At 46.1% G+C, this 23,869-nt stretch carries 17 protein-coding genes; 9 read left to right on the top strand and 8 right to left on the bottom strand.

The window, feature by feature from the left end; genetic code table 11:
* The 4 genes from WC647_18170 to WC647_18155 all read left to right on the top strand — a co-directional run.
* A partial coding sequence (locus WC647_18170) for an acyl-CoA dehydrogenase family protein (GenBank protein ID MFA6224230.1) occupies positions 1-812 on the top strand: 812 nt, incomplete at its 5' end.
* 42 nt (positions 813-854) lie between these two features.
* The gene (locus WC647_18165) at positions 855-1,988 is read left to right on the top strand and encodes an acyl-CoA dehydrogenase family protein (GenBank protein ID MFA6224229.1); all 1,134 of its coding nucleotides are present in this window, start codon (positions 855-857) and stop codon (positions 1,986-1,988) included.
* Positions 1,989-2,579: 591 nt separating this feature from the next.
* Entirely contained in the window at positions 2,580-4,166 is a 1,587-nt protein-coding gene (locus tag WC647_18160) for an AMP-binding protein (protein MFA6224228.1), read from the top strand.
* Between the two features lie 172 nt (positions 4,167-4,338).
* Positions 4,339-5,193, top strand: a complete 855-nt coding sequence (locus tag WC647_18155) for a flavodoxin family protein (GenBank protein MFA6224227.1) — start codon at positions 4,339-4,341, stop codon at positions 5,191-5,193.
* A gap of 115 nt (positions 5,194-5,308) precedes the next feature.
* Here the strand turns inward: WC647_18155 and WC647_18150 are convergent, their stop codons facing one another.
* The 7 genes from WC647_18150 to WC647_18120 all read right to left on the bottom strand — a co-directional run bounded on the left by WC647_18150 (position 5,309) and on the right by WC647_18120 (position 15,729).
* Entirely contained in the window at positions 5,309-6,910 is a 1,602-nt protein-coding gene (locus WC647_18150; protein MFA6224226.1) for an inverse autotransporter beta domain-containing protein, read from the bottom strand.
* A 306-nt stretch (positions 6,911-7,216) separates the two neighbouring features.
* Positions 7,217-9,109, bottom strand: coding sequence for a histone-lysine N-methyltransferase (locus tag WC647_18145; protein MFA6224225.1), 1,893 nt, complete (start codon positions 9,107-9,109; stop codon positions 7,217-7,219).
* A 55-nt stretch (positions 9,110-9,164) separates the two neighbouring features.
* Entirely contained in the window at positions 9,165-10,958 is a 1,794-nt protein-coding gene (aspS, locus tag WC647_18140; protein MFA6224224.1) for an aspartate--tRNA ligase, read from the bottom strand.
* Positions 10,958-12,211 carry a histidine--tRNA ligase gene (gene hisS / locus WC647_18135; GenBank protein MFA6224223.1) on the bottom strand — a complete coding sequence of 418 codons (1,254 nt, stop codon included), beginning with the start codon at positions 12,209-12,211 and terminating at the stop codon, positions 10,958-10,960. Before hisS ends, aspS begins: the two co-directional genes overlap by 1 nt.
* A 176-nt stretch (positions 12,212-12,387) precedes the next feature.
* Complete coding sequence (metW, locus tag WC647_18130) at positions 12,388-13,017, bottom strand: methionine biosynthesis protein MetW (protein ID MFA6224222.1); 630 nt, start codon at positions 13,015-13,017, stop codon at positions 12,388-12,390.
* Positions 13,010-14,149, bottom strand: coding sequence for a homoserine O-acetyltransferase (locus WC647_18125; GenBank protein ID MFA6224221.1), 1,140 nt, complete (start codon positions 14,147-14,149; stop codon positions 13,010-13,012). Before WC647_18125 ends, metW begins: the two co-directional genes overlap by 8 nt.
* Positions 14,150-14,247: 98 nt before the next feature.
* Positions 14,248-15,729, bottom strand: coding sequence for a hypothetical protein (locus WC647_18120; GenBank protein MFA6224220.1), 1,482 nt, complete (start codon positions 15,727-15,729; stop codon positions 14,248-14,250).
* A 1,313-nt stretch (positions 15,730-17,042) separates the two neighbouring features.
* On the opposite strand from WC647_18120, the gene rpmI reads away from it, so the two are divergent.
* The 5 genes from rpmI to WC647_18095 all read left to right on the top strand — a co-directional run bounded on the left by rpmI (position 17,043) and on the right by WC647_18095 (position 22,008).
* On the top strand, positions 17,043-17,240 hold the full coding sequence (gene rpmI, locus WC647_18115) for a 50S ribosomal protein L35 (protein ID MFA6224219.1): 198 nt from the start codon (positions 17,043-17,045) through the stop codon (positions 17,238-17,240).
* Between the two features lie 111 nt (positions 17,241-17,351).
* Positions 17,352-17,711 (top strand): 50S ribosomal protein L20, encoded by a 360-nt coding sequence (rplT, locus tag WC647_18110; protein ID MFA6224218.1) that lies wholly within the window; start codon positions 17,352-17,354, stop codon positions 17,709-17,711.
* A 195-nt stretch (positions 17,712-17,906) separates the two neighbouring features.
* Positions 17,907-18,923, top strand: a complete 1,017-nt coding sequence (gene pheS / locus WC647_18105) for a phenylalanine--tRNA ligase subunit alpha (GenBank protein MFA6224217.1) — start codon at positions 17,907-17,909, stop codon at positions 18,921-18,923.
* Positions 18,924-19,034: 111 nt separating this feature from the next.
* On the top strand, positions 19,035-21,479 hold the full coding sequence (pheT, locus tag WC647_18100) for a phenylalanine--tRNA ligase subunit beta (GenBank protein ID MFA6224216.1): 2,445 nt from the start codon (positions 19,035-19,037) through the stop codon (positions 21,477-21,479).
* Between the two features lie 97 nt (positions 21,480-21,576).
* Positions 21,577-22,008: a MerR family transcriptional regulator gene (locus tag WC647_18095; protein MFA6224215.1), complete on the top strand. Its 432-nt coding sequence runs from the start codon at positions 21,577-21,579 to the stop codon at positions 22,006-22,008.
* A gap of 516 nt (positions 22,009-22,524) precedes the next feature.
* On the opposite strand, the gene murD is transcribed toward WC647_18095, so the two are convergent.
* Complete coding sequence (gene murD, locus WC647_18090; GenBank protein ID MFA6224214.1) at positions 22,525-23,865, bottom strand: UDP-N-acetylmuramoyl-L-alanine--D-glutamate ligase; 1,341 nt, start codon at positions 23,863-23,865, stop codon at positions 22,525-22,527.
* Positions 23,866-23,869: the final 4 nt, after the last annotated feature.

The following is a 23,869-nucleotide window of genomic DNA, read 5'->3' as shown; positions in this document are numbered from 1 at the left end:
AGGTGCGGTTTTGGCTGGGCTACAGTGAGCCTAACGCCGGATCCGATCTTGGTTCATTGCAAACAAGGGCGGAGGAAGATGGAGATGACCTAGTGATCAATGGGCAGAAAGTATGGAGTAGCGGCGCTCATATAGCGGACTATGCCTGGTTGATGGCCCGAACGGATTCGACTGCTAAAAAACATGAAGGGCTTTCACTAATGATTGTAAATAACAGATCGCCCGGTATCACCATTCGTCCAATTGAGAACGTATGTGGACTACATTCCTTTAATGAGGTGTTTTTTGATGACGTTAGAATTCCTAAGAAGAATGTAGTAGGAAAGATGAATAAGGGCTTTTATTATCTTATGGTTGCTTTGCAATTTGAAAGAATTGTTTTAGGTGTTGGAGCATTCAGGCGTATTCTTGATGAGTTGGTAAAATATGTAAATAAAACAACATGTGATGGGGAAATACTGGGGAGAAGTTCTATGGTGCGGGATAAGCTGGCAACAATGGCGATTGAAATAGAGGTGCTTTATGGTTTCTACTGGCGAACCGCTTGGCTGATGGATAAAGAAGTTGTTCCGACTCTTGAGTCATCGGCATTAAAGCTGTTTGGCTCAGAACTAGGTCAAACATTTGCCAGCACTGCGATGGAGATATTGGGACCATACGGGCAACTGACAAGGGGCTCTAAATGGGTACCTTTAAAAGGAATGATAAGTCTTGGTTACTTGGATTCCATATCGGGCCCCATTGGCGCTGGATCATCTGAGGTCATGCGGGGGCTCATCGCCACACGAGGATTGGGATTACCCCGAAGCTAAAATGTTGATTGGCCGAAATACAGTCACGTTGGAGGCGATAGGATGGATTTTGACCTAAGTGAAGAGCAGAGAATGTTGAAGGAGTCGGCCCGTCATTTCCTCTCGAAAGAATGTCCTAAGGACTTGGTGAGAAAATTAGATGAAAGTGACGAAGGATACTCCAGTGAATTGTGGCAGAAGATGGCGGCGTTGGGATGGATGGGGTTGGTAGTTCCTGAGGAGTATGGTGGTATTGGTGGTTCTTTCTTGGATTTGGCAGTTTTATTTGAAGAAATGGGATACAACATTTGTCCGGGACCATTCTTTTCCACGGTTGTCCTTGGTGGAATGACTGTTTTAATCTTTGGAAGAGAGGAGCAGAAAATTGAATTCTTGCCCAAGATAGCACGTGGGGAGATAAAGCTTACCTTGGCCTTGACTGAGCTGAGTGCTATCTGTGATGCATCCTCTATTCAAGTTACGGCCGCTCTAGACAATGATGAATATGTCATCCGTGGTACCAAGCTTTTTGTCCCTGATGCAAATGTTGCTGATTATTTCCTATGTGTGGCGAGGACAGAAGAAGGGATAAATCCAGAGGATGGTCTTACTATTTTCCTGGTTGACGCTAAGAGTCCGGGAATCGAGTGTACGCTTCTTAAAACCTTAGCTCGTGATAAACAATGTGAGATCGTATTTAATGATGTGAGGGTAACCAAGGAGAATGTTCTGGGAAGGGTGAATCTAGCCTGGACTGCGGTGATAGATGTTTTGGAAAAGGCAGCGCTGGCTCGATGCGCTGAAATGATTGGGGGAGCCCAGGCGGTGATGGATATGGCTCTCCTCTATGCCAGGGAAAGGACGCAGTTCAATCATCCTATTGGCAGTTTTCAGGCTATTCAGCATTATTTTGCCAACATGTGGATGGACATTAATGGTTCCCGGTTCATCCTTTATAAGGCAGCCTGGAAAGTCAGTGAACTGACTAGAGCGAGCAAGGAAATTGCCATGGCCAAAGCACGCATCGGCGGGGCCTACAGGCGTGTGACTAGCTTTGGACATCAGATCTTTGCGGGAATTGGTTTCACTAAGGAGCATGACATGCACCTTTACCACAGGCGATCTATTGCGGGTGATCAGGCCTTTGGTGATCAGGATTTCCAGCGAAAAAAGGTGGCTAGGGAGTTAGGTCTTTAATGATGATGCTAAAGGCCTACACTGTTGTCCTTTGTCGTAAGAAGCAGATGCAATCGGATCAGAATTGCTAACGTGACAATTGATAGCTTATTGTCTTTTGTAGATATCTATGAACACAGTAAAAAGAATAGAAATTCTAACATGTTTTGCTCTTGACCGGGTCAACTGTTACTACACCAATGATTTATTACTGACTTTTCATGATTTTTGTCCTGAGGTTATCCATACCCCCGGCACTGTATGTCTGTTCAACAGTGAAGATGGAACTCTTTGTCGGGTGACAGCTTTTTGGAAAAGATAACATCCACCCCGATGGTGGAAGTAGACACCACTTCGGAGAAAGTCCACTAAGGGAGACGAGAGTAGTACATGGCATTGGAAGTTTTAGCAGCAAAGGAGCTTGTTTTTCCACAACCAAGGGGATCCGGAGGCGCCATGGCCTTGGGAATGATCGTCGTAAATCTGTTCTCAGTTTAGTTTAAGTAAAGAAAGGAGGGGGTTTAACTGGCGGGTATTTTTCTGTAACAGATTCAAAGTATCTGTATGGTCTGGAAACTTCGACAATTCGGATACTAAAAGGAGGCTAAGGAAATGGTTACTGAATTGGACTTCAATCTAGTACAAAGGGTGGCTCTGGGAGATGTTTTTCGACGTCAGGCACGGCATATTCCGGACAGGGAAGCTATTGTGGAAAACAGAGGGAACAAACGTATAAGTCTTAGCTATAAAGCGCTAAACGCACAGCTTAACCGTTTTGCAGCAGCGTTGAGGAACCTCGGTCTAAAAAAAGGTGATAAAATAGCGATTCTTGGGCCAAACTCATGGGAACTTGTTGTCGCCTTGTACGGATGTGCGAAAGGGGGATTTGTTGTAGTGCCACTAAATCCTCGTTTAGGTCCGGACGACATAATCTTCATGCTCAATCACTCTGAAGCGAAAGCAATAGTTGTCGATGACGCTCTTTGTCCCCTGATCGATAAAGTTAAAGACAAATGTAAAACTCTGAAGCATTTCGTCTCAATCCCCGCAACAACAAGTGAAACGCCTCCAAATTTTATAGATTTTAATGATTTTCTGGATGGTCAATCAGATTCAGAGATTGAAGAGGTAATTTCGGAGCGCGATCCCTTTGCAGTCTTGTACACAAGTGGCACTACGGCCAGACCGAAAGGAATTGTACTTTCTCATCTAAGTTTTTACATCATGTCTTTGACCAACCTAATAGAGTTGCAAATATTTCGAGAACACAACGGCGCAATAGTGATGCCAATGTTTCATTGCGCACAGCAAACACTTGCCACGAGCTTTTTTCACATAGGATCAAAGACTGTAATATTTCGAATTTTTGACCCTACGATTATGCTGGAGACAATCCAAGAGGAAAAAATTGGATTTCTTTTTCTCCTTCCCATGATGTGGCGGGCAATATTGGATCATCCCCGACTTAAGGACTATGATGTTTCTAACGTTAAGAGATGCCTATACGCAATGACGCCCATGGACAAGAGGACTCTTGATCAATGCATAGAAACTTTCGGTCCCAATTTCATGTTAGGAACAGGGCAAACGGAATTTTTTCCATCGTCTGAGAATTTTAAACCCGAATGGCAACTAAAGAAGATGGGTAACTACTGGGGAGAACCAGCTCTGACTGTAGAGACGGCAATAATGGATGACGATGGTAATCTGGTCCCACAGGGAGAGATAGGTGAAATCGTAAGACGCGGTCCTGCACATTTGATTGAATATCTGAAGGACCCGGACGCAACTAATGAGATAAGAAAATTTGGATGGGCTCATTCGGGAGATTTGGGCTATTTTGATGAAGATGGACTTCTTGCATTTGTAGATAGAAAAAAAGACATGATTAAAACCGGCGGTGAAAATGTCCCGTCTATCAAGGTTGAGCGGGTAATTTTAGCTGATCCACGTGTTGCCGAAGTGGCGGTAGTAGGACTCCCACATGACAAATGGATAGAGGCGGTCACGGCTTTCATAGTTCCTAAAGAGAACATTACGCTTTCCGAGGAGGATGTTATTGCTCTATGCAAAAAAGAGCTTGGAGGGTTCGAAGTACCTAAAGGTGTTATCATGGTAGACCAGTTACCCAAGACAACTACAGGCAAACTGCAGAAAAATGTCGTAAAACAGCAATACCGAAACTTGTATAATTCATAGTCTCCTAAATCCTGGGGCGGCGGCATACGTCTTTGACACGCCGTCCCTGACAGAGATCACACGTCCAATATTTGGAAACAGTTTTTGAAATTAGTTGTAATTATTCTTTGGTGAAGAATAATTAGACCATGGTGGGAACAAGTTTTGGGTCTGTAACGAGAGGATGGTCTCAATGGTGAAGGTTGTTGGCCTGATAGGATCGCCCAGGAAATTGGGGAACAGCGAACTGATTGTTAAGGAGATAAGCCGCAATATCCCTGAAAAACATGAATTAGTATTGGTGAATCTTACCAAGATGGACCTGAAGCCTTGCACAGGTTGTTATCAATGTCTGTTCAAGCAAGGGAGATGCTCCTTGAACGACAATATGTCAACAGTGATTGATGAGTTGAGTGATGCGAATGGTCTGATTCTTGCGGCGCCGACCTACTTCTTGGGTCCTTACGGCATCGTAAAGATATTTACAGACCGTGCCCTCATGTTCTTGGCGAGGATGGAAGAATTTTACGGCAAGCCGGCAGTAACAGTCGCTTTGGCAGGCATAGCAGGTGGGGACGGTTATAGCCCCATGGCGCTCGCCTCAGCAGCATTTTGTATGGGTTTCGACGTCAAGGATCAAGGGTTGGTTCATGCCGCTCTTCCTGGAGAAGCGGTTTTAAGTGAGAAGAATAAATCCATCGCAGCTCACTTGGGCAGGGTTCTTCTAGACCCGGATTATGTTAGAAGACCAAAAGCTCATGAATGTAACCTCTGTTCTGGAAACGCCTTCAAATTTCTTAACAATGATGAGATTGAATGCCTCACCTGTCATAATCGTGGCAAAACAAAATGGCCCAACGAGACTCCTCATTTAGAGATTGCGCCCGATTCACACAATATCCTTGGAGACTTGGAAGCCAGATTGGCTCATCGTTCCTGGCTCATGGGGATGAAAGACAAGTTCAAAGAAAGGAAGGCGATCTTGAAAGACGTTTCTATCGGATATTCGAATGAGGGAAGGTGGGTTCATAAAAAAGGTGAGGAATAATGTCGTTGGGATAGTTGCAACGGCTATATTCTATTTTAATTCATGCCCCTATGCGCCGGTTTTTCAAGATTAAACAATGATTTGCCCAATGCATCGGAAATGTTCATCTTCGCCACTATTTGGTTTCGGTAGATTTTTTTGAAACGACGCTCTGCGTAATTGTAAGTGAAATGTTCAGGTTTTGAAGATTTGATCCGTTTAATTGATTGAATCTCACCTCGGATATTGTCCGGTCAGGGCTCTGAGACAGGGCTGACCAAAGGTTGTCTATCTCGGACGGACTTAAATTGTAAGAGTAACTGTTCCCCATTGCTATGGTCCAGTCCGGCATGGGCAGTGACCAAACTATTCCCGTATCCTTTATGTACAGCCTCATGGCCGTTATGTCTACCTTCCCGCGAGAGGTCACAGTCGCTGACACCTGTATCGTGGAAGGCTTGATGTTGTTAAGCATGGCGGCTGAATATTTTGGATACAGGGTAAAGACAACCTCCGCGTCCCCGAGAGCCACGAAAGTGGTTGGAGCGGGCTCAGACCCCTCAACAGACTCTGTTGAGACGGCGTGGGAAGCGAATTGTCTGTGCACTGGTTCGTCCATAAGTTTTCTCAGTGGGTTGGGTTCAGTATTTAGAGGGGTAGGGTATATTCCGTCGGGAGTCGGAGAAGCGTGGAATCCGTTGCCAAGGCGCCTGTCGTCAACAGGACCACCGGCCTGTACAAACGGAAGCTTTCCGGTCAGAAATCCATCCAGATTCAAAGGAATATTTACAAAGCCGCCCACTGTTTCGTAGGATCCATAGATCTGGTCCCGCCCGACTTCATATCTAAGGATCAATGCCCCGCTCCAGGGCTTAAAATCAACGCCGCCCCGGACTCCATAGACACTGTAACGTACGTCATAATTGTAAATGTTGAGCTTGAAGCGCAAATCGTGGGAATTGTCGAAAAGAGATGTTGTGTACCCAGCCTCAAAATCCATGTTAGCGGGTCCGGCAATCAGCTCCCCATCAAGATAGTGCGGTCCCCTGAAAAGGTTACCGTAGTAATTGAAGTTCAGGTCAACAACGTCCTTGTTTGGCAATAAAGCCGCCATTTCGGCTCCCACTCCACCCGCTGACCACCATTGGCCCAATATGCGTGTCGAGTCATAAAAGCCGTTAAATCCGACCATTATGTTCGGATTCATCAACTTCCGATATCCTCCCCCAAAGGATAGATCAACTCTGTGTTGAGGAAAAGAGCCGGGAACCTGCCAAAAGTCCTGAAACTCAACATGGCCCTGACCAAAAAAGGTGTCGGACCATTTGAGGTTAAGGGGAACAAAAATGTCTCCTACAAAGCGGCCGAGGCTGTAGTCTTTACCAAAACTGTAGAGATAGCCGGCCTGCAAATTGGGAATAGAAGGGAGTATCCCATCCAGCATCCCATAGGTGAACTGCGCTGTTTTTATCTCTGGAGACTCATCGAGAAAGCTCCTCGGCTCCAAGAGAGGTTGGGCCGGTTTGAGCAAAGATGTTACGTCGCGCCACGTTTCCCGGAGCAATGGTTTCAAGTCCCGGGTCGAATTATTGAGCTGGGCAAGACCTGGCCCTACAAAACAGAATGTCAGCATGAACATAACAAGCGGGACTATAGTCCTGATCGACCAGGAAAAGATCAAGTGTCTCAACAAAATGGGACTTGTTGTATCTGGCGTTTGGTTTACATGTTTTGACATTTAATGTCTTATAAAATAAGTATTTATATATATTAAATCATTTAAAACATAATATAATATATTTAACTTCCTGAATTAATGAGGTCTTATATTTTACAAATATAATAAAGTCAACAAGTAAACATAAACTAATATTATTGCAATATGTTATTAACAACATTTAATGTAGGTGTGGCTTGTCGGAATGGTTATGGGATGATAAAAATGGAAAGGCAAAATCTCTCAGAGATCAGCGGACCTGTGAGAGATTTTGGGTCGGTTGGTAGGAATGCAGAGTCGTCTCTATTACGGCTCTGAGGTGGGAAACTAATCTCGGTACTTTTTTGTCAATTTTCTGATATCGTTTTCTGTAAACTCCAGGCCATGCTCTTCCATGAGTTCTTTTTCGATCTTTAGCAGCTCTTCCAATCTTATATCGGACCCAAGTACGCCAACCATCTTGTGGTTTTTGTCTCTAATCGGGCCGGAAACAGTAAGGCAAAGGGCCCCGGTTATTCTGGAGGTGAAAGGGCCCAGGACATGGGTCTTGCCGTCTTTGACCGGCATTATAAACCATGACCTGTCAGAGAAGTCTTCATTATCCTTAAACTCGACAAATTTGGATTTGTCAGCTATGTCGGTGACGTTAGCGGTAATCTTTTGCCCTTCCATGTTCACGACGTAACAATATTGTATGAAAGGATATTTCCTGAGAAAGTCGTGCATGGCCTTTTCCATGGTTTTTACATCCATGGTTGTCATTGGGGTGGAAGATATGAATCTCTCGACGATCTTGGACGCCATCTCCCTTGCTATAAGCTTCATTCGATCCCAATCCGAAATAAACAATTCCGGAAGGTGTCGTTTAACAAGGGCGAGCATCTCCTTATCCGACATTGCTGTCACCCTGCCGTTTTCATACTGCTCCATCACGATGTCGTAAATCCGGGAAATGGCAGGGTGGTTCTTGTCAACCCATTCTTCCTTGGGTACTACCAGTTTGGTGTTGATCCAATGAGCGATACCAGCCAGGCCGGATTTGTCGGTAATGTTGACAAGCGGTGGCTTTCCAAGAATGGTTGCGGTGTCGAATATGTTGTAGATCTCTTCGTTCTTGAGCACCCCGTCAGCGTGAACTCCCGCGCTGGTCGTATTAAACGATTTCCCGACTAGCGGGTAATTATCCGGGACTTTATGACCTAGTTCCATTTCAAAATATTCGGCCACTTCAGATATTACTCGTGGATCCATACCGTCCGGATGACCCCTAAGCGACATATACTCAATTATTAAAGCTTCTAGCGGTGTGTTGCCTGTTCGTTCCCCTATTCCAAGAAGGGTCCCGTTGACGACTGAACACCCGTACAGCCAAGCGGATACAGCGTTTGTGAGGCCTTTATGAAAATCATTGTGACCATGCCATTCCAGCAGATCTTCAGGAACATTCGCATCGTCAATCATGGAGCGAATAAGCTTTGGCACACTGCGCGGAAGAGCTGACCCCGGGAATGTGACTCCAAAACCCATGGTGTCGCACAACCGAATCTTGATTTCGACCCCGGACTCTTCTCTGATTTCCATGATCTTTTGCGCCAAGGGGACGCAGAATCCGTAGATATCGGCCCTGGTTATGTCCTCGAAATGGCATCGTGGAGCAATTCCCTTTTCGATTGTAGTCCGCACCATATCAAGATATTTTTCCATGGCTTTGCGTCGATCCAGCCCCATCTTGAGGAAGATGTGGTAGTCGGAAACCGACGTCAGAATGCCGGTTTCTGTAAGCCCCGCAGCTCTAACGTGGCTCAGGTCCTTTTTCTGAGCCCTGATCCACCCCGTTATTTGGGGATACTGATAGCCCTTTTTACGACAGACCTCTACGGCTTCCCTATCCTTTTTCGTATAGAGAAAGAATTCGGACTGTCTGATTATTCCCCTCGGTCCGGAGAGTCTATGGAGAAAGTCGAAAAGTCTCGAAATCTGTTCAACAGTGAAAGGAGGCCTGGCCTGCTGACCGTCCCTGAATGTGGTATCGGTCATGAGGAAGTTCTTCGCCGGATTTATCGGAATCATGGCAAAATCGAAATCGATCTTCGGCACTTCAGTGTATGGGAATATATTCCTCAATAGGTTCGGTTTCTCGACTTCGCGAAGGAACCTCTCTTTGCTGAACTTGTTGAATTCGTGATATAGCACGCCTCTTTTAGGATCCCATGTGGCCATGGTAAAGCTCCTTCAACCCGTATACAGTTTCTGGTATTCAAATATTAAGATGTTTCTAATTCTTTGTCTTGACAACACTTAACCCTAATTCTTTTAGCTGGTCGGGGCTTACCGGAGTTGGAGCGCCCGTAAGTGGACAGGTGGCTCTCTGCGTCTTTGGAAACGCTATGACGTCACGAATTGATTCCGATCCGGTAAGAATAGCGGTCAGCCGGTCCATTCCAAAAGCGATCCCTCCGTGGGGCGGAGCGCCGTATCTTAAAGCCTCCAACAGGAATCCGAATTTTTGCTCTGCCTGTTCAGAATCAATCCCCAGAGCCTTAAAAACTCGCTGTTGAACGTCGCTTCTAAAAATCCGCATACTGCCTCCGCCTATTTCTGATCCGTTAAGCACAAGATCATAGGCTCGGGATCTTACTGAACCCGGATCCGTTTCGAGAAAGGCCAGGTCCTCTTGCATAGGAGAGGTGAAAGGGTGGTGCATCGCTTTGAAACGCTTCTCATCTTCATCGTATTCAAACATGGGGAATTCCGTTATCCAAACGAATTTGAATTCCCCGGCCGGAATAAGCCCCAATTTTGCGCCAAGCTGATTGCGCAAATTACCAAGCACATCGTTGACTATTTTCGTCGAATCCGCTGCAAAGAGAATTACTGAGCCAGTGTTTGCCCCAACTACGGTGTTAATGTCCAATTTTTCCTTGTCAGACAGAAACTTGGCTATAGGGGATTGCCATTGTCCGGATTCTTTGATCCTGGCGTAAGCCACTCCCTTGCCTCCGTAGATAGTTGCGAAATCCCTCAAATCATCAAGCTCTTTCCTGGAAAGTTTGGAGCCGTCTTCCACATTGAGAGCCTTAACTAGGCCTCCGTTATCCATAGCGTTTCGGAAAACCCCAAATTGAGTTCCCTGAAGAACGGATGTAATTTCCTTCAATTCGAGCCCAAATCTCACATCAGGTTTATCTAGGCCATATCGTAGCACGGCTTCCTTGTAGCTAACCTTGGGAAACGGGGTGGGCAGATCAGCGCCAAGAAGATCCTGGAACACACCCTTTATCATTCTTTCCATAATTGAGAACAGGGCCTGTTCCTCTATAAAGGAAGTTTCGATATCCAACTGGGTGAACTCCGGTTGCCTGTCGGCCCTCAAGTCTTCGTCTCTGAAGCAGCGCACTATTTGGTAATAGCGCTCAAACCCGGCCACCATCAATAGCTGTTTAAATAGCTGGGGCGATTGGGGTAGGGCGTAAAAACTACCGGCGCTCAACCTGCTGGGAACCAGATAATCTCTTGCTCCTTCTGGAGTACTAGTGGTCAGGAAGGGTGTTTCGATTTCGACAAAATCTTCAGAGTTCAAAAAATTTCTGATTTGAGAATTGAGACGATGGCGGAACATGAGATTTTCTCTTGCTCCTGACTGTTTTCTCAAATCGAGATATCGATATTTGTATCTGATGGCGTCCGTAGGGTTTGTTTCCTCGTCTAAAGGGAAGGGTGGGGGATCAGAGAAGTTCAGAGTCCTGAGTTCGTCCACAAAAACTTCGATTTTACCTGTTGCGAGATCGAGGTTTATTGATTCGTCCGGGCGAAGACGAACTTCGCCACTTACGGCAATGACCCATTCAGGTCTGAGATTGTGGGCGCGTCCGTGGGATTCCAGACAAAATTCAGGGTTGAAGACAAGTTGGACCAAGCCATTCCGATCTCTCAAGTCAATAAATATTACGCCGCCGTGATCGCGTCGTCTCATAATCCATCCCATCAGAATGACACGCTTGCCTACATCCGCATCAGACAATTCTTGAGAAAGATGGGATCGTTTCCACCCGTCCAAAGCTTGTAACATCAGGCTATTTCTCCTTGAACCGCTTGTTCGACGCCTGTCAGTTCAACCAGGCGCTGTTCCTTGGTTTTCATGTTTCGAACTGTGACCATTCCCTGGGCCAGTTCATTGTCACCCATCATGATCACCCATTGAGCGCCAATTCTGTCCGCAGTCTTCATTTGAGCCTTCAGACTCATATCTGAATACCGGGTCTCAACTGAAAAACCCTTATTCCTCAACTGATTGACGAGATCGAAAGAAATGTCTCGTGCGCCGGAACCTATGGTAGCGACGAAAACGTCAATTTGTCTCCGGAATACCGGATTTTCATCTGGCAAGTTCATGGCCAAGCGCTCGATACCAATGCCAAAACCAATGCCTGAAACATCCGGGCCCCCAAGTTCCCCGATAAGTGAGTCGTAGCGGCCTCCGCCTCCGATAGCTTTAGTGCGTCCCAGTTGTGAGTGCACAAATTCAAAGGCTGTTCTAGAGTAGTAGTCAAGACCTCTTACCAGACGAGGCTCCTGGCGGTATTTCACGCCGATCCTGTTCAATGCCCCAAGCGTCCTTTGAAAATGATCCTGACACTCCGTGTCAAGCCAGTCACTTATCAATGGAGCGTCACGACTTATGATAGCGCATTCAGGTTCTTTGCAATCTAAAATTCTGAGGGGGTTAGTATCAAACCGTCTCTGACAGTCAGGACAGAGTTTATTCAATGAAGGCTGGAGATATTTTTTGAGTTCCGACCGATACTGAGCCCTACATTTTTTGCAGCCAACCGAATTGATTTCTACAGAAAAGTTTTCAGCCCCAAGTTCCTGAAAAATTGAAGAAGCAGCGAAAACGGTTTCCGCGTCGGTTAGATGTGAGTCATCTCCGAGGACTTCGGCGTTGATTTGAAAAAACTGACGAAATCGGCCCTTTGAAGGTCTTTCTCGACGGAACATGGGGCCAATGGAGAAGACCTTGAGCACAGGCTCATGTTTCAAGAGAGAATGTTCTACGACCGAGCGTAAGATCCCGGCTGTCGCTTCAGGTCGCAGGCTGAGTGAATCGCCGCTGATATCAGTAAAGGTATACATCTCTTTTTCCACAATATCTGTGGATTGACCAATACCTCTCTGAAACAGTTCCGATTTTTCCATGATCGGAGTGACGATTTCGCGAAATCCGAACCTCTGCAGAACGGACCGAGCCGTATCCACAATGAAAGCCCATTTGGAGGTTTGATCGGGCAGGATATCGTGAAAGCCTTTAATTAGATTTATCATAAACGGGTCCAGTGGATTAAGGATCTAATGACCAGGATGATCATGCAAAATAGCTAGATTAAGACAAATAGACGCCAGTGGTCAAGGTTAATCGCCGAATTTTGTTACGGGGCAAGCCCCCACGAAGCGATTGTCAGGACCTGGCGGGAATTCGCCGGGATCTGAAATGACTGATACTAATGAGCGGAGATTTGAAAACAGCCCCATTGACTTCGAAAATTGGGGCAGAAAATGTCCGTTTTTGGTGTATCCTTGCTTATGAAGAATTCTTTCTCAATCTTTCCACCGATGTCCTGGATAAATTGGCGGAAGTCACTGATGGTAATTCTATGAATATCCGGAGTATTGTACCAGGGGTGTGGAAAGGTTCTTACTATCGGCGTCCTACCCTTCAGCAGGTATTCAAGAGTGATTTTCCAGTGCCCAAAATTGGGCAGCGCTATAATGGATTTCGATCCCACTCTCAACATTTCCCGGACCAGCCGTTCCGGATTGATTAGCTGTTGGAGGGTTCGGCTTAAAACAACATACTCATAACTCAAATCAGGGAATCCTTCCAGCCCATGGTCGAGGTCAAGAGTCATAACTCTTATACCTCTCTCGGTACATCTAATTACCTTTTCCTGGTCCAGTTCAACACCGCATCCTTCTACGTCCTTTTCATCACGTAGCCTTGCCAACAGTGTCCCTGAACCACAACCCAAATCCAGAACCCTGGTCCCAGGCGTAATCAAGTCTATGATGATATTGAACCCGACCTCAAATTCGTGAAATGGGGTCCGGATTTCTGCGGTCTGTTCAAACACCCTTCAAAAAACCTCTTACTATTCTTGTTAGGTTAGGCATACCCTGAGGGACCAGGAATGAATCGTGTCCGTAAGGTAAATCCACCTCTACGAATGAAACATGTTTCTTGGCGGCCTGCAGGGCCCTGACGATGGCCAGAGACATCGATGTTGGGTAAAGCCAATCAGATGTAAACGATATCACGAGCATCTTCGCTGTTATGTTCCTAAAAGCGTTTACCAAGTCACCATATTCGCGAACGAGATCAAAATAATCAATTGCTTTGGTAATGATAATGTAAGAGTCTTCGTCGAACCTTTCCATAAAGGTGCTGCCCTTATGTTTAAGGTAGGACTCGATCTCGAATTCTCCATCAAGACCTTCGCTTTCTCCGAGACTGTAAGTGGTTCCATCCATGTCGCGAAGCGCCATTTTTCGTCCAAACTTGACCTGCATGGTTTCTTCCGACAGGTAAGTTATGTGGCCGATCATTCTTGCCACCGCAAGGCCCCGTCCCGATTTTTGCACTCCCTCTGAATAATCGCCATGTCTCTCTGTGGAGGCGGGGTCCGAGTATATGGCGTTTCTTCCTACCCAGTTGAAGGCAATGCCTTGGGGAGAAAGACGGGCAGTGGCAGCGATCACGACAGCGGACCTGAGTCTGTCTCCAAAGCGACAAGCCCAATCCAATGCCTCCATTCCACCCATCGACCCACCGATAACGGTGTGCAATTTGCGGATACCAAGCCTTTCCACAAGCATTACCTGCACGTTTACCATGTCACCAATAGTGATAAGAGGGAATGAACGCCGGTAAGGTCCACCCGTGACAGGATTGACGCTCGTTGGACCGGTGGTTCCCTTGCAACCCCCTAAACAGTTGGAGCAAATGACAAAATATTTGTTGGTATCAATACCCTTTCCTGGACCTATCATACCGTCCCACCAGCCCACGCGGCCGTCCTCGTCCACCCCTGCGGCATGGGCGTCTCCGGAGAGCGCATGAACAACTAGCACCGCGTTATCAGCTTGAGCGTTCAACAGGCCGTAGGTTTCATAGGCCACTGTGATGGAGCCCAGGGAAACACCGGACTCAAGCTTCAAACCATCCAGTTGGATGTACTGGGTAGAAACTATTCCAATCTGATCCACATGCGTCCTCCGTCACAAACCGATCGTCTTCGTATCATTCAGACTTGGCGTGCCTCTCTGTGATTCGTTCGGCCGCTTGAACCACTAGACAGGCTGGTTCAAGAAAATCGAGGCAACACGGCTTTTGTTCCGCAAAACTTTATCAGGGCCTGATCAAGAGAGTTTGTTCGTCCTTCTACGCATATTTTCCCAAGAAAATCGCCGGCTTCACGTTTCTGGAACCAGTTTGCGCCAAATGTGTCTTCCAGGAAGTTCCTCATGACTTCCGCCCCAGCCCAGGCCCAAACATACTCCGCAGAATAGAAGTCCCGATCCATGTCAATAAGGTATCCGTCAGGTTCGTAATTGAATCCTGTAGACCTGTTCAGCCATTTACAATAATGGGCGGAATCTTTAAACGGACCAACCTCGAACAAATCCTTTTCAGCAAGAAATTTTCCGATATGACGACGAATCAAAAGCAATCTTTTCGTTCTTGACAAATCGGCCAATGTATCAGCCTGACCTACTGGAACTCCGGCCACATCGCTTAGCCAGACGGGGTTCTCCACCAACTGAGCGAACAGAAACGCGAAGGCCTCATCGAGGGCAGCGGATCGATAAAATCTCTTGTATTCAATCGGGAGTTCCGCCGAAAATCCGCTCAGAAAAAACGCGTGTCCCATCTCGTGTAGCAAGGTTTCAAGATCTATCAAACCTCCAATGGGACGCATAACGACAAATATCTTTCCTGGCAGATCCACGGGTATACAGAGCGCGTCGAAACTTTTTTCATGGCGGTCTTCAATATCTATTATTATGTCTTTTCGCTTCGTCAAATCCAGGCCTAATCCAAGAAAAGCGCCCTGTACAGTTTCAACAAGAGACGATGTCGGAAAACAACTGTCGAAATCGTCTATTCTCATCAAGCGAAGAGCGTGACACCTGTTGAGTTCTTCGATTGTCCGGCCCAATCGTTGTTCCGCCCACGATCTGGCGTTGGTAAAATATAAATCGTCCGTTTCACACAAAAAGTTGATGAATATATCGGCCCACTCTTGAAAGGAAGAATCCCTTTTTTTTTCAACATAATCGGCCAAACTGTGAAATCCAAAAGTTTCCTTAACTGTTCGAGTTGTTACGTCAAGAATGCTAAGCAAAATGGGGTTCAAAATAACCCTGCAGAAGATACCAATTTCTTTTCGCATTTCTTCTCGGAGTTCAAACTTATCCTGAGTCTGGAGCCATGGAACGATCTCCACGGCAGGTATCTTGACGCCCTGAACAACCATCCTCCCCTTATCCATGTAGAATTTGAACATATCGGAAAGGGAGGAATTTCTTGATTCGACAATAAGATCCTTACAAGTGTATAGAATGCGCTCCTGCAGATCTCTTTCAGCAACTGAGGTCTGTGAGGTGACCATGTCACTCAATTGGTCAATCGTAGACTGGCTGAGGAGCAAAGAATCCGAGGGTAGTATGTCTGAAAAGCCTCTCGTAACAGAGGTTCCTGTGGTTTGCTCCAGAGTAAGCAGCGCAAGGTTCCGATAAGCGTCATCCAGCGCTTGGACGGTCTTGCGATGGTCGTATCTGTTCATACTCCTATCTCCGTTGGCAATCATACGCGCGAAGTCGGCGCGCGTACAGTCACGACATTAGTGGTATTTTCACTGACACCTGTCATGTGAAAAGCCAATTACGCCCCTTCTTTAGACCCGCACAAACGTGTCCGGGTTACGACTCGAACCGACGTGTGGATGTTTCGAGTTACGATGCGTGCGCAAACTCACGAAACTTTTATCATGTTGATGATGTTGACCACAATTAAAAGGGATTGAAGCCCTTACATGGTCATTAAATATTTATTGAAGGCTATAACAAAATTTTTCCGAGGACTAAACTAGTGACGCAAGGAAATCAGATTTGTAAAAGAAGCCTTGAAGTCAATAAATTGTAACGCGCCGCAGGTTAAATTATACCCACTTTGTTCTGTTCTGCCCAGAATTCCTGTTTGCGTTGGTTTTCTTGTTATTTCTAGGAGACGGACCAGTCCGGCCCCTCTTGTTCATCAAACATTCCCAGGAACAATAACCGTATACTGAATAGGTCATAGTTTGGTTTGCCGAATATTCTCTACCGCAAGTCTTACATCTTTCCAAAATGGTTCCTCCTATGGAAACAAATTTAGTTTATGACCTTCCAACAACATACGTGACCATCACGGCGGCTGAAAAGTCGTTTTAGTAAGCAGTCGTAATTTTTCAATACAACTTAGAATCTGTGTTTATGGATTGTTGGATCTAAGTAGCCTCAACCAAGTTCATCCCAGAAAAAGCCAACGTCTTCTTGAGAGTGGAATAGGGTTCATAAATGCAAGACAACAGGTTGCTACAAAAGGTTCATTACTTTAGCAATATATCTCGGTATTGAATCCCGGATTGTGACAATGCGCTACCAATTTGAGAAATTGATGTCCGTCACTAACTGCCTATCAACCATAAGAATGATCGATGGAGGGTCTCTCAAAAATAAACGCCAAACAGATTCGGACGGCATTGTTATCACCGGCAAACGCTCATGTCAAATAATGATTTTAATTACTGTAAAAAAAATTGTTTCTTTGTACCCAATGGAGTATAAACAAAAGTTTGAGGGCGTGATCGATTTGCGTACGCCTTGTATTAGTTTAATATACTTCCGATTTAAAGCTAGAGCACGACGGGAGCTTTTTTGAAGGTAATTAAAACAATGAGCCCATTGTTTGTATGTCCTGTAAACATTAAAAATGATTTGATACCGCGCTGATTTTCTGATGAAGTCTCAACAAATTGCAGCGTTCGGAAAGCGCGTTTTATTAGATCACTCGATTAAATAAACAGTTGTAAGCTACTAATTTCCAGGAGAACTGAACATGCCAAAAATGAAATCGTGCCGTGGGGCCGCAAAGAGGTTCACGGTCTTAAAAAGTGGCGGAATAAAAAGGAAAAAGGCTTATCGCAGCCACATCTTGACTTCAAAATCAACCAAGCAGAAAAGAGGGTTGAGACAAAGCGGTTATATTAGTCCTGAAGACGTCGGACAAATTAGAAAATTGCTACCCTACGGTTAACCTTTGATCGAAGCCACGGACTATGAGGCTGTTATGAAAATGGTCGGCGCTTGATTTGCCGATAGGAATCACGGAGCCTTTTTTGATAAGAGGCGATTTAAGGAGATAGTTATGCCGAGAGTTAGATGTTCGCCTGCAAGCAGGGCGAGACGGAAGAAAATACTGAAGGCCGCTAAGGGCTTTGTAGGTGGGCGAAGCCGCACTCTGAAACAGGCAAAGGAGACTCTTGAAAGAGCCCTTTGTTACGCGTATAGGGATCGCAGAGTCCGGAGAAGAGATTTTAGAAGTTTGTGGATAACTAGAATTAATGCAGGGTGCAGGCTCAATGGGCTTCCCTACAATAGGTTCATAGAAGGACTCAAGAAGGCTGGCCTCGGGTTAGATAGGAAAATCCTCGCAGATCTGGCCGTATCGGACCCAGTAGTCTTTTCAGGGGTTGTGAACCAGGCCAAGCAGGCGCTTCAGGTCTGATTTTGTCCTTCGTTTTGATCGCATAGGCCGGGCCAACGCGTTTTTTGGTTTCTGCGCGTCGCCTGGCAAAAATTTATTAATCGGTTACGGTCTCAGTGACCGTTTTTTTTCTCAATTGGAACTGCAATAACTTTTGATTCAAGAATTCTTGCGTAGCCTATAGAGGGTTCGTCTTGAAGAAAGGACGCCCAAGGAATGAAAGATCAACTTGATTCGCTCAGAGCCTCTACCGTTGAACTCTTGGCCTATACAATGGACCCAACGGCTCTCAATGAGGCCCGCACAAAAATCCTTGGACGGAAAGGGGAGTTGACCTCGATTTTGAGGGGGTTGAAAAATCTTCCGGTAGAAGAAAGGTCTGTAGTCGGGCAACTTGCCAATCAAATCAAATCCGAACTAGAAGTCCTGTTCGAGACTAGAGAATCTGATCTGAGGGATGCGCTTGAGCGCGATATGTTAGCGCTTGAAACGATAGATGTGACTTTATCCGGAAGACGATTGCCTCTCGGGAAATCTCATATTCTCAACCGGGTGACACAAGAACTGGTCGAGGTGTTCTCGGGGTTAGGCTTTCAGTTGGCTGAGGGGCCGGAAGTTGAAATTGATTACTACAATTTTGAAGCTTTGAATATGCCGAAGAATCATCCAGCGCGAGACATGCAGGACACGTTTTATTTTTCTGAAAACGTGCTCTTGAGAACTCATACGTCACCCGTTCAGATCAGAACAATGGAAAAAAGAAAACCTCCTGTTAAGGTTATTTGCCCCGGCAAGGTCTACAGGCGTGACGCGGATGTGACACATTCTCCGATGTTCATGCAAGTCGAAGGGCTTTGGGTTGACGAGAGAGTTTCCTTTTCTGATTTGAAAGGTGTCCTGACGGCCTTTGCCAGGGAGTATTTTGGAGACCGACTGGGGCTTCGCTTCAGGCCCAGTTTTTTCCCCTTCACTGAGCCGTCCGCGGAAGTTGATATACAATGCGTAATTTGTGGTGGATCGGGTTGTAGAACCTGTTCGTTTACCGGTTGGCTCGAAATATTGGGGTCAGGAATGGTGGATCCGGCATTGTACAAATTTGTGGGCTATGATCCGGAGATTTATTCCGGGTTTGCTTTTGGCTTGGGGGTTGAGAGAGTGGCCATGTTGAAATATGGAATTCCCGATATCCGCCTGTTCTATGAAAATGACGTTCGGTTCTTGGGCCAATTTTAAAAAACGTTCCGGCTGGTCGGATTCCCCTGTTTTTGGGTCCGATAGACCCCGACGCCAATCCTTAACTAAAATCTTGCCGACAACGACAATTGTAATAAGAGGTGAAAAGGTATGCTCGTCAGCTCAAATTGGCTGAAAGAGTTTGTCGATATTGATATGGAGCCTGAGGAAACGGCTGAACTTCTCACTATGGGAGGCATAGAAGTTGAATCGGTGACCCGTGTTGGGTCAGAGTTGGCCCCATGTATCACTGCAAAAATTGAGAAAGTCACACCTCACCCGAACTCCGACAAACTTAAGCTTGCATTGATTAGAATCGGCGACAGGTCCGAGACGGTAGTCTGCGGTGCCCCCAATATTCAGCAAGGTCAAATAGCCGCGTATGCCCCTGAAGATACCGTCCTGGCGTCAGGCGTAAGGGTTATAAGCAGGTCGGTTAGAGGCGTGGAATCCCCAGGGATGCTTTGCTCAGAAAAAGAGCTTGGTCTAGGGGAAGACGCGTCAGGGATACTCGTTTTTGCTGACGACACTCCGGTAGGGGTGTCTCTGATTGAGGCCTTTCCGGATATTGAGGACATAATTTTTGAAATATCCATAACCCCGAATCGCGGGGACTGTCTATCTGTGATAGGGGTAGCCAGGGAAATCGCGGCTCTTTCCGGAGGTACGCTCAGGAGCCTCGATGTTAGAATCGAAGAGTCTGATAGACAGATAGAAACCGAGTTAGCTGTTGAAGTCCCTGATTTTGAGCTTTGCCCCCGTTATGTCGCCAGAATGATAGACAATGTTAAAGTCGGACCGTCACCTTTTTCCGTAAGGCTGCGGTTGTTCAGAGGAGGGGTGAGGCCAATATCCAATGTTGTCGATGCGACGAACTATGTGCTCATGGAATTCGGCCAGCCTCTGCATGCGTTTGATCATCTATCCCTGGCCCGTAGGAAGATTGTTGTCAGAAGATGTGTTCCCGGAGAATCGTTCCAGACACTTGATGGGACAGAGAGAAAACTACCCCTGGATTCTCTGATGATACGAGACGGAGAAAAGTCCGTTGCTCTGGCAGGCATTATGGGTGGTTTGAATTCGGAGATACTGGATACTACCAGCACGGTCGTCATAGAGAGCGCGTGTTTTGAACGCTTCGGTATCCGAAGAACGGCCAAGGCGCTTGGAATGTCTACAGAGGCTTCATTCAGGTTTGAGAGAGGAGTGGACCCTGAGGGATGCGGATGGGCTGCCGATCGAGTAACAGCGCTTATCCAGGAATGGACCGGAGGAAAGATTTTAAAGGGGAAAATAGATGTTTATCCCGAGCCTATAGTTCGCGAGAGCGCCAGGGTACGACCTTCTAAAGTCAATGCGACTCTTGGGCTGGACCTCGCTCCCGGCCAAATGAAAACCTATCTCGAAAGTCTTGGTATTGATGTCCAGATCTCGGGAAGATGTGAGGGCGATTTGGTATGTGTATCTCCCAGTTGGCGATGGGATCTTGAACGGGAGGTCGACTATGTGGAAGAAATAGCAAGAGTCCACGGGTATCAGAATATTCCCGCCACTATGCCGGTTTGTGGCTCGGAGCCGGACAACACCAAGCGTGAATATAACATGGTCAATAGATTCAGGGACCTGATGAATTCATCCGGATTCACTGAGATCCTAACAATGTCTTTTATTTCCAGCGAACTCGCGGATTCTTTCCGTGAAGAGTGTGAAGACGAAATAGACTTTGCGTTAATGAATCCATTGACAGAGGATTTCACTGTAATGCGAAGGTCTCTCCTGCCGGGTATCTTCGGCGCGTTAAAGAGAAATATAAATTTCAAGAATGAAAACTTGAGGTTATATGAAATTGGCAGGACATTTGTTCCTGTTTCAGGTTCGGAAACGCCTCGAGAGAATCTTAAACTAACCGGAGTGGCATGTGGATCAAGATACCCTGACGTGTGGCATTTTAACAGGGGCGAGGTCGACATACTTGGAAAAGTTGAAGTTAGACCAGAAGTTGACTTTTTTGACATAAAAGGCGCGTTGGAAAATGTCCTGGACGGTCTTGCGATAACGGATGTTCATTTTGTACCGTCCCACCAGAAATTCTTACATCCTGGTAAGAGTGCGAATTTAATTGTTAATGGAGAAGATATAGGATTTCTTGGTGAGTTATCTCCAGAGAAGACTAGAGAAATTGGTTTAAGTAAGAAAGTTCAAATCTTTGACGTTTTCCTAGAGCCTCTTTTGGTTCAAACACGTAAGGATAGGGTCTTTAGGCCGCTTCCCCGCTACCCTTATGTAGAAAGAGATCTATCGATCATAGTTGAAACAAATTGTTCAGAAGATAAGATTAAACTCTTGATTTCACGTCTAGGGCATGATATCATTACCTCAGTGATCCTATTTGATTTATATCGGGGAGAATCGATTCCGGAGGGACATCAAGGTATGGCGTTCCGGATCCGATATCAGTCTGAGGATCGAACCCTCACCGACGCTGAAGTCCAGGAGGTTCATTCTCAGGTGACCGGGACTCTCACAAGAGAGTTAGGTGTCACTGTAAGAGAATGATAAGACAAAGGCTTTTTGCTTTCATTGTTAGTGAAAAGCCGGTTCGACTTTCCGGTTTGGCTTTCGGTGGATTCTCATATGGAGGGGTGGGTTTGCAATGACCATCGCGATTCCAGAGAAGCAGTATTTTAAAATCGGTGAAGTAAGTGAAATTCTGAATGTTGAGCCTTATGTTCTGAGGTATTGGGAATCAGAATTCAAGATTCTGAAACCTACTCGGACAAGGGCTAGACAAAGATTGTACCATAAGCGAGATTTAGAATTACTGCTCGAAATAAAACATCTTCTTTATGACGAAAAGTTCACTATCGCCGGCGCAAAAAAAAGGCTTCAAGAAATGAAGAAGCAGGCGGCGGCGGAAAAGAAGGCGGCCAAGGCGCCTAAGGCTTCTCGTGTAAAAGAGGAAATCAAAGCCCTTGAGAATCGAATGGAGAACGCCGCATCCAATGACACTCAAGTGGACTACCGCGATCTGCTTATAGAGATCAAGAAAGAACTCAAAGAACTCAGAATGATACTTGAAGGTTAGCTGTAAAAGGGCCTGGGCTCGCTCCTATTTGAAAGTGTGAGCCTGTGACCAAGCGAACCTTTAAAATACTTTCACCAAATTTCCAAGAACCTTCGTATCCCTCTACCCAAGGTTTCATTCCCTATTATCAGTGATAGAGAATCAAAAAAATATTGCCTGAAGGCCAGGTCAAAATTATTATAACTGTACGTGAGCTTATGCTCAGGCCAATGTCATCAAGTGAGGTTTTACATGAGCACACCAATGCACTGCCCGGGATTTGAAACCAACAAAAGTTTAAGTTCTTTCATTTGCAAATGCCCAAATTGCGGAACGGAAAGAGAAATCTTTTCCGATGAGTTCGATCGGACTCACACTTGTAAGAGTTGTAAACAACCCATAGACTTCTCCAAATGCTCGATTGAAGGAAGTGGCGGCGGGGCAAAGTGAAAAAAGCGCCTGCTCGTTGAGGCGCAGTCGGCCCGTAGCGGTTTTACCACGACCCAAAAACACGATGGGATTGAAATGGGGGTTGCTTTACCGGGGCTCGGAAAGAATTTCTCCGACGATGGCTTTGAAGAGTGTTCCCCTGTGAAATTCATTGTTGAACATTCCGAATGAGGCGCAACCCGGTGAGAGAAGTATAGCGTCACCTGAAGACGCTTGTTCGTAAAGCGACATAACTGCCTGTCTGAGATTGTCGAAAAGGCCGATAATCTTGCTCTCGGCCCCTTTAGAAACTAGATCTGAATATAAGGCTGATGTTGCGGTTCCTTCCAGTAGGGCTATTTTAAACGCCCTTCTGGAAGCTGCTTCCGCGAATGGCGCTAGGTCAAGTTCCTTGTCCGCTCCTCCTGCCAAAAGGAAAATACGGTTTGCCTGAACAGCGTTCAGGGCCATTATGCCGGCGACAGGAGTTGTGCTGGTCGAGTCATTGATGAATTGCACGCCATTTTTGATTCCCACAGTTTCTAACCTGTGTTCAACGCCCTCAAAATTCTCCGCTATCGCACGAATGACCTCATCTGATATTCCCAGTCTGGACGTTAGTCTCCATGCTGCGGCGACATTCGAAATATTGTGATCTCCAGGAATTTTGAGTTTAAGGTCCTTTGGAACGTCCACGAAAGAAAACAAATCTTTACCGGCCGGCGCCCCTTCGTAAAGGATTCTGGTGGCCGCCTGATCACCGTTGAAAAGACAAAAATCAAGTCCTTTCTGATACATGTAAATCGCTTTTTTGTCTCTTATATATGAATCCATGCCTTGGTAACGATTCATGTGGTCTGGATAAATGTTGGTGAATACTGAAGCCTGAGGCGAAATCTTGGCATCGTGGAATCCCTGTAACTGCCAACTGGAAAGTTCGAGCACTACGATGTCTCCTTGGGCAACATCGGCGAGAAGCGGAAGCGTGGCTACACCCATGATGTTGCCTGCGAGATAGACCCTGGGTTTGACTTGCTTCAAGATTCTGTAAATCAATTCCGTAGTGGTAGTTTTTCCACGGGTACCGGTGATTCCTATGACCAAGCCTCTAAAGAGTTTACAGAAAAGACTCTCATCCATTTCAATGGGGACGTCATGATCAGCGGCCAACTTCAAAAACGGAGACGATTCTGGAACGTCAGCGTTTCTAAGGACCATGTCAGTTTCAACAAAATCAGTTGGATCGTGACCTCCAACCCTAATTCGGACGGGCAATCCCCGAAGTCTTTTAAGGGATGGGGCTAACTGTTCCTCCGTCTTTAGGTCTGTCACGGTTACTTTTGCCCCACACTTAACCAGAAACAGAGTGTCGTTGAGCCCGCGGCCCAAAAGCCCCAGGCCCATGACCGTTATTCTCTTACCGAGAAAAATTGATTTGAAGTCTTTCAATTTT

This window comes from Desulfomonilaceae bacterium, assembly GCA_041662605.1.
In the GTDB taxonomy this organism is placed as follows: domain Bacteria; phylum Desulfobacterota; class Desulfomonilia; order Desulfomonilales; family Desulfomonilaceae; genus CAJBEZ01.
The sequence above is the reverse complement of the archived record's forward strand: the minus strand, read 5'-3'. Positions and strand labels throughout refer to the sequence as shown.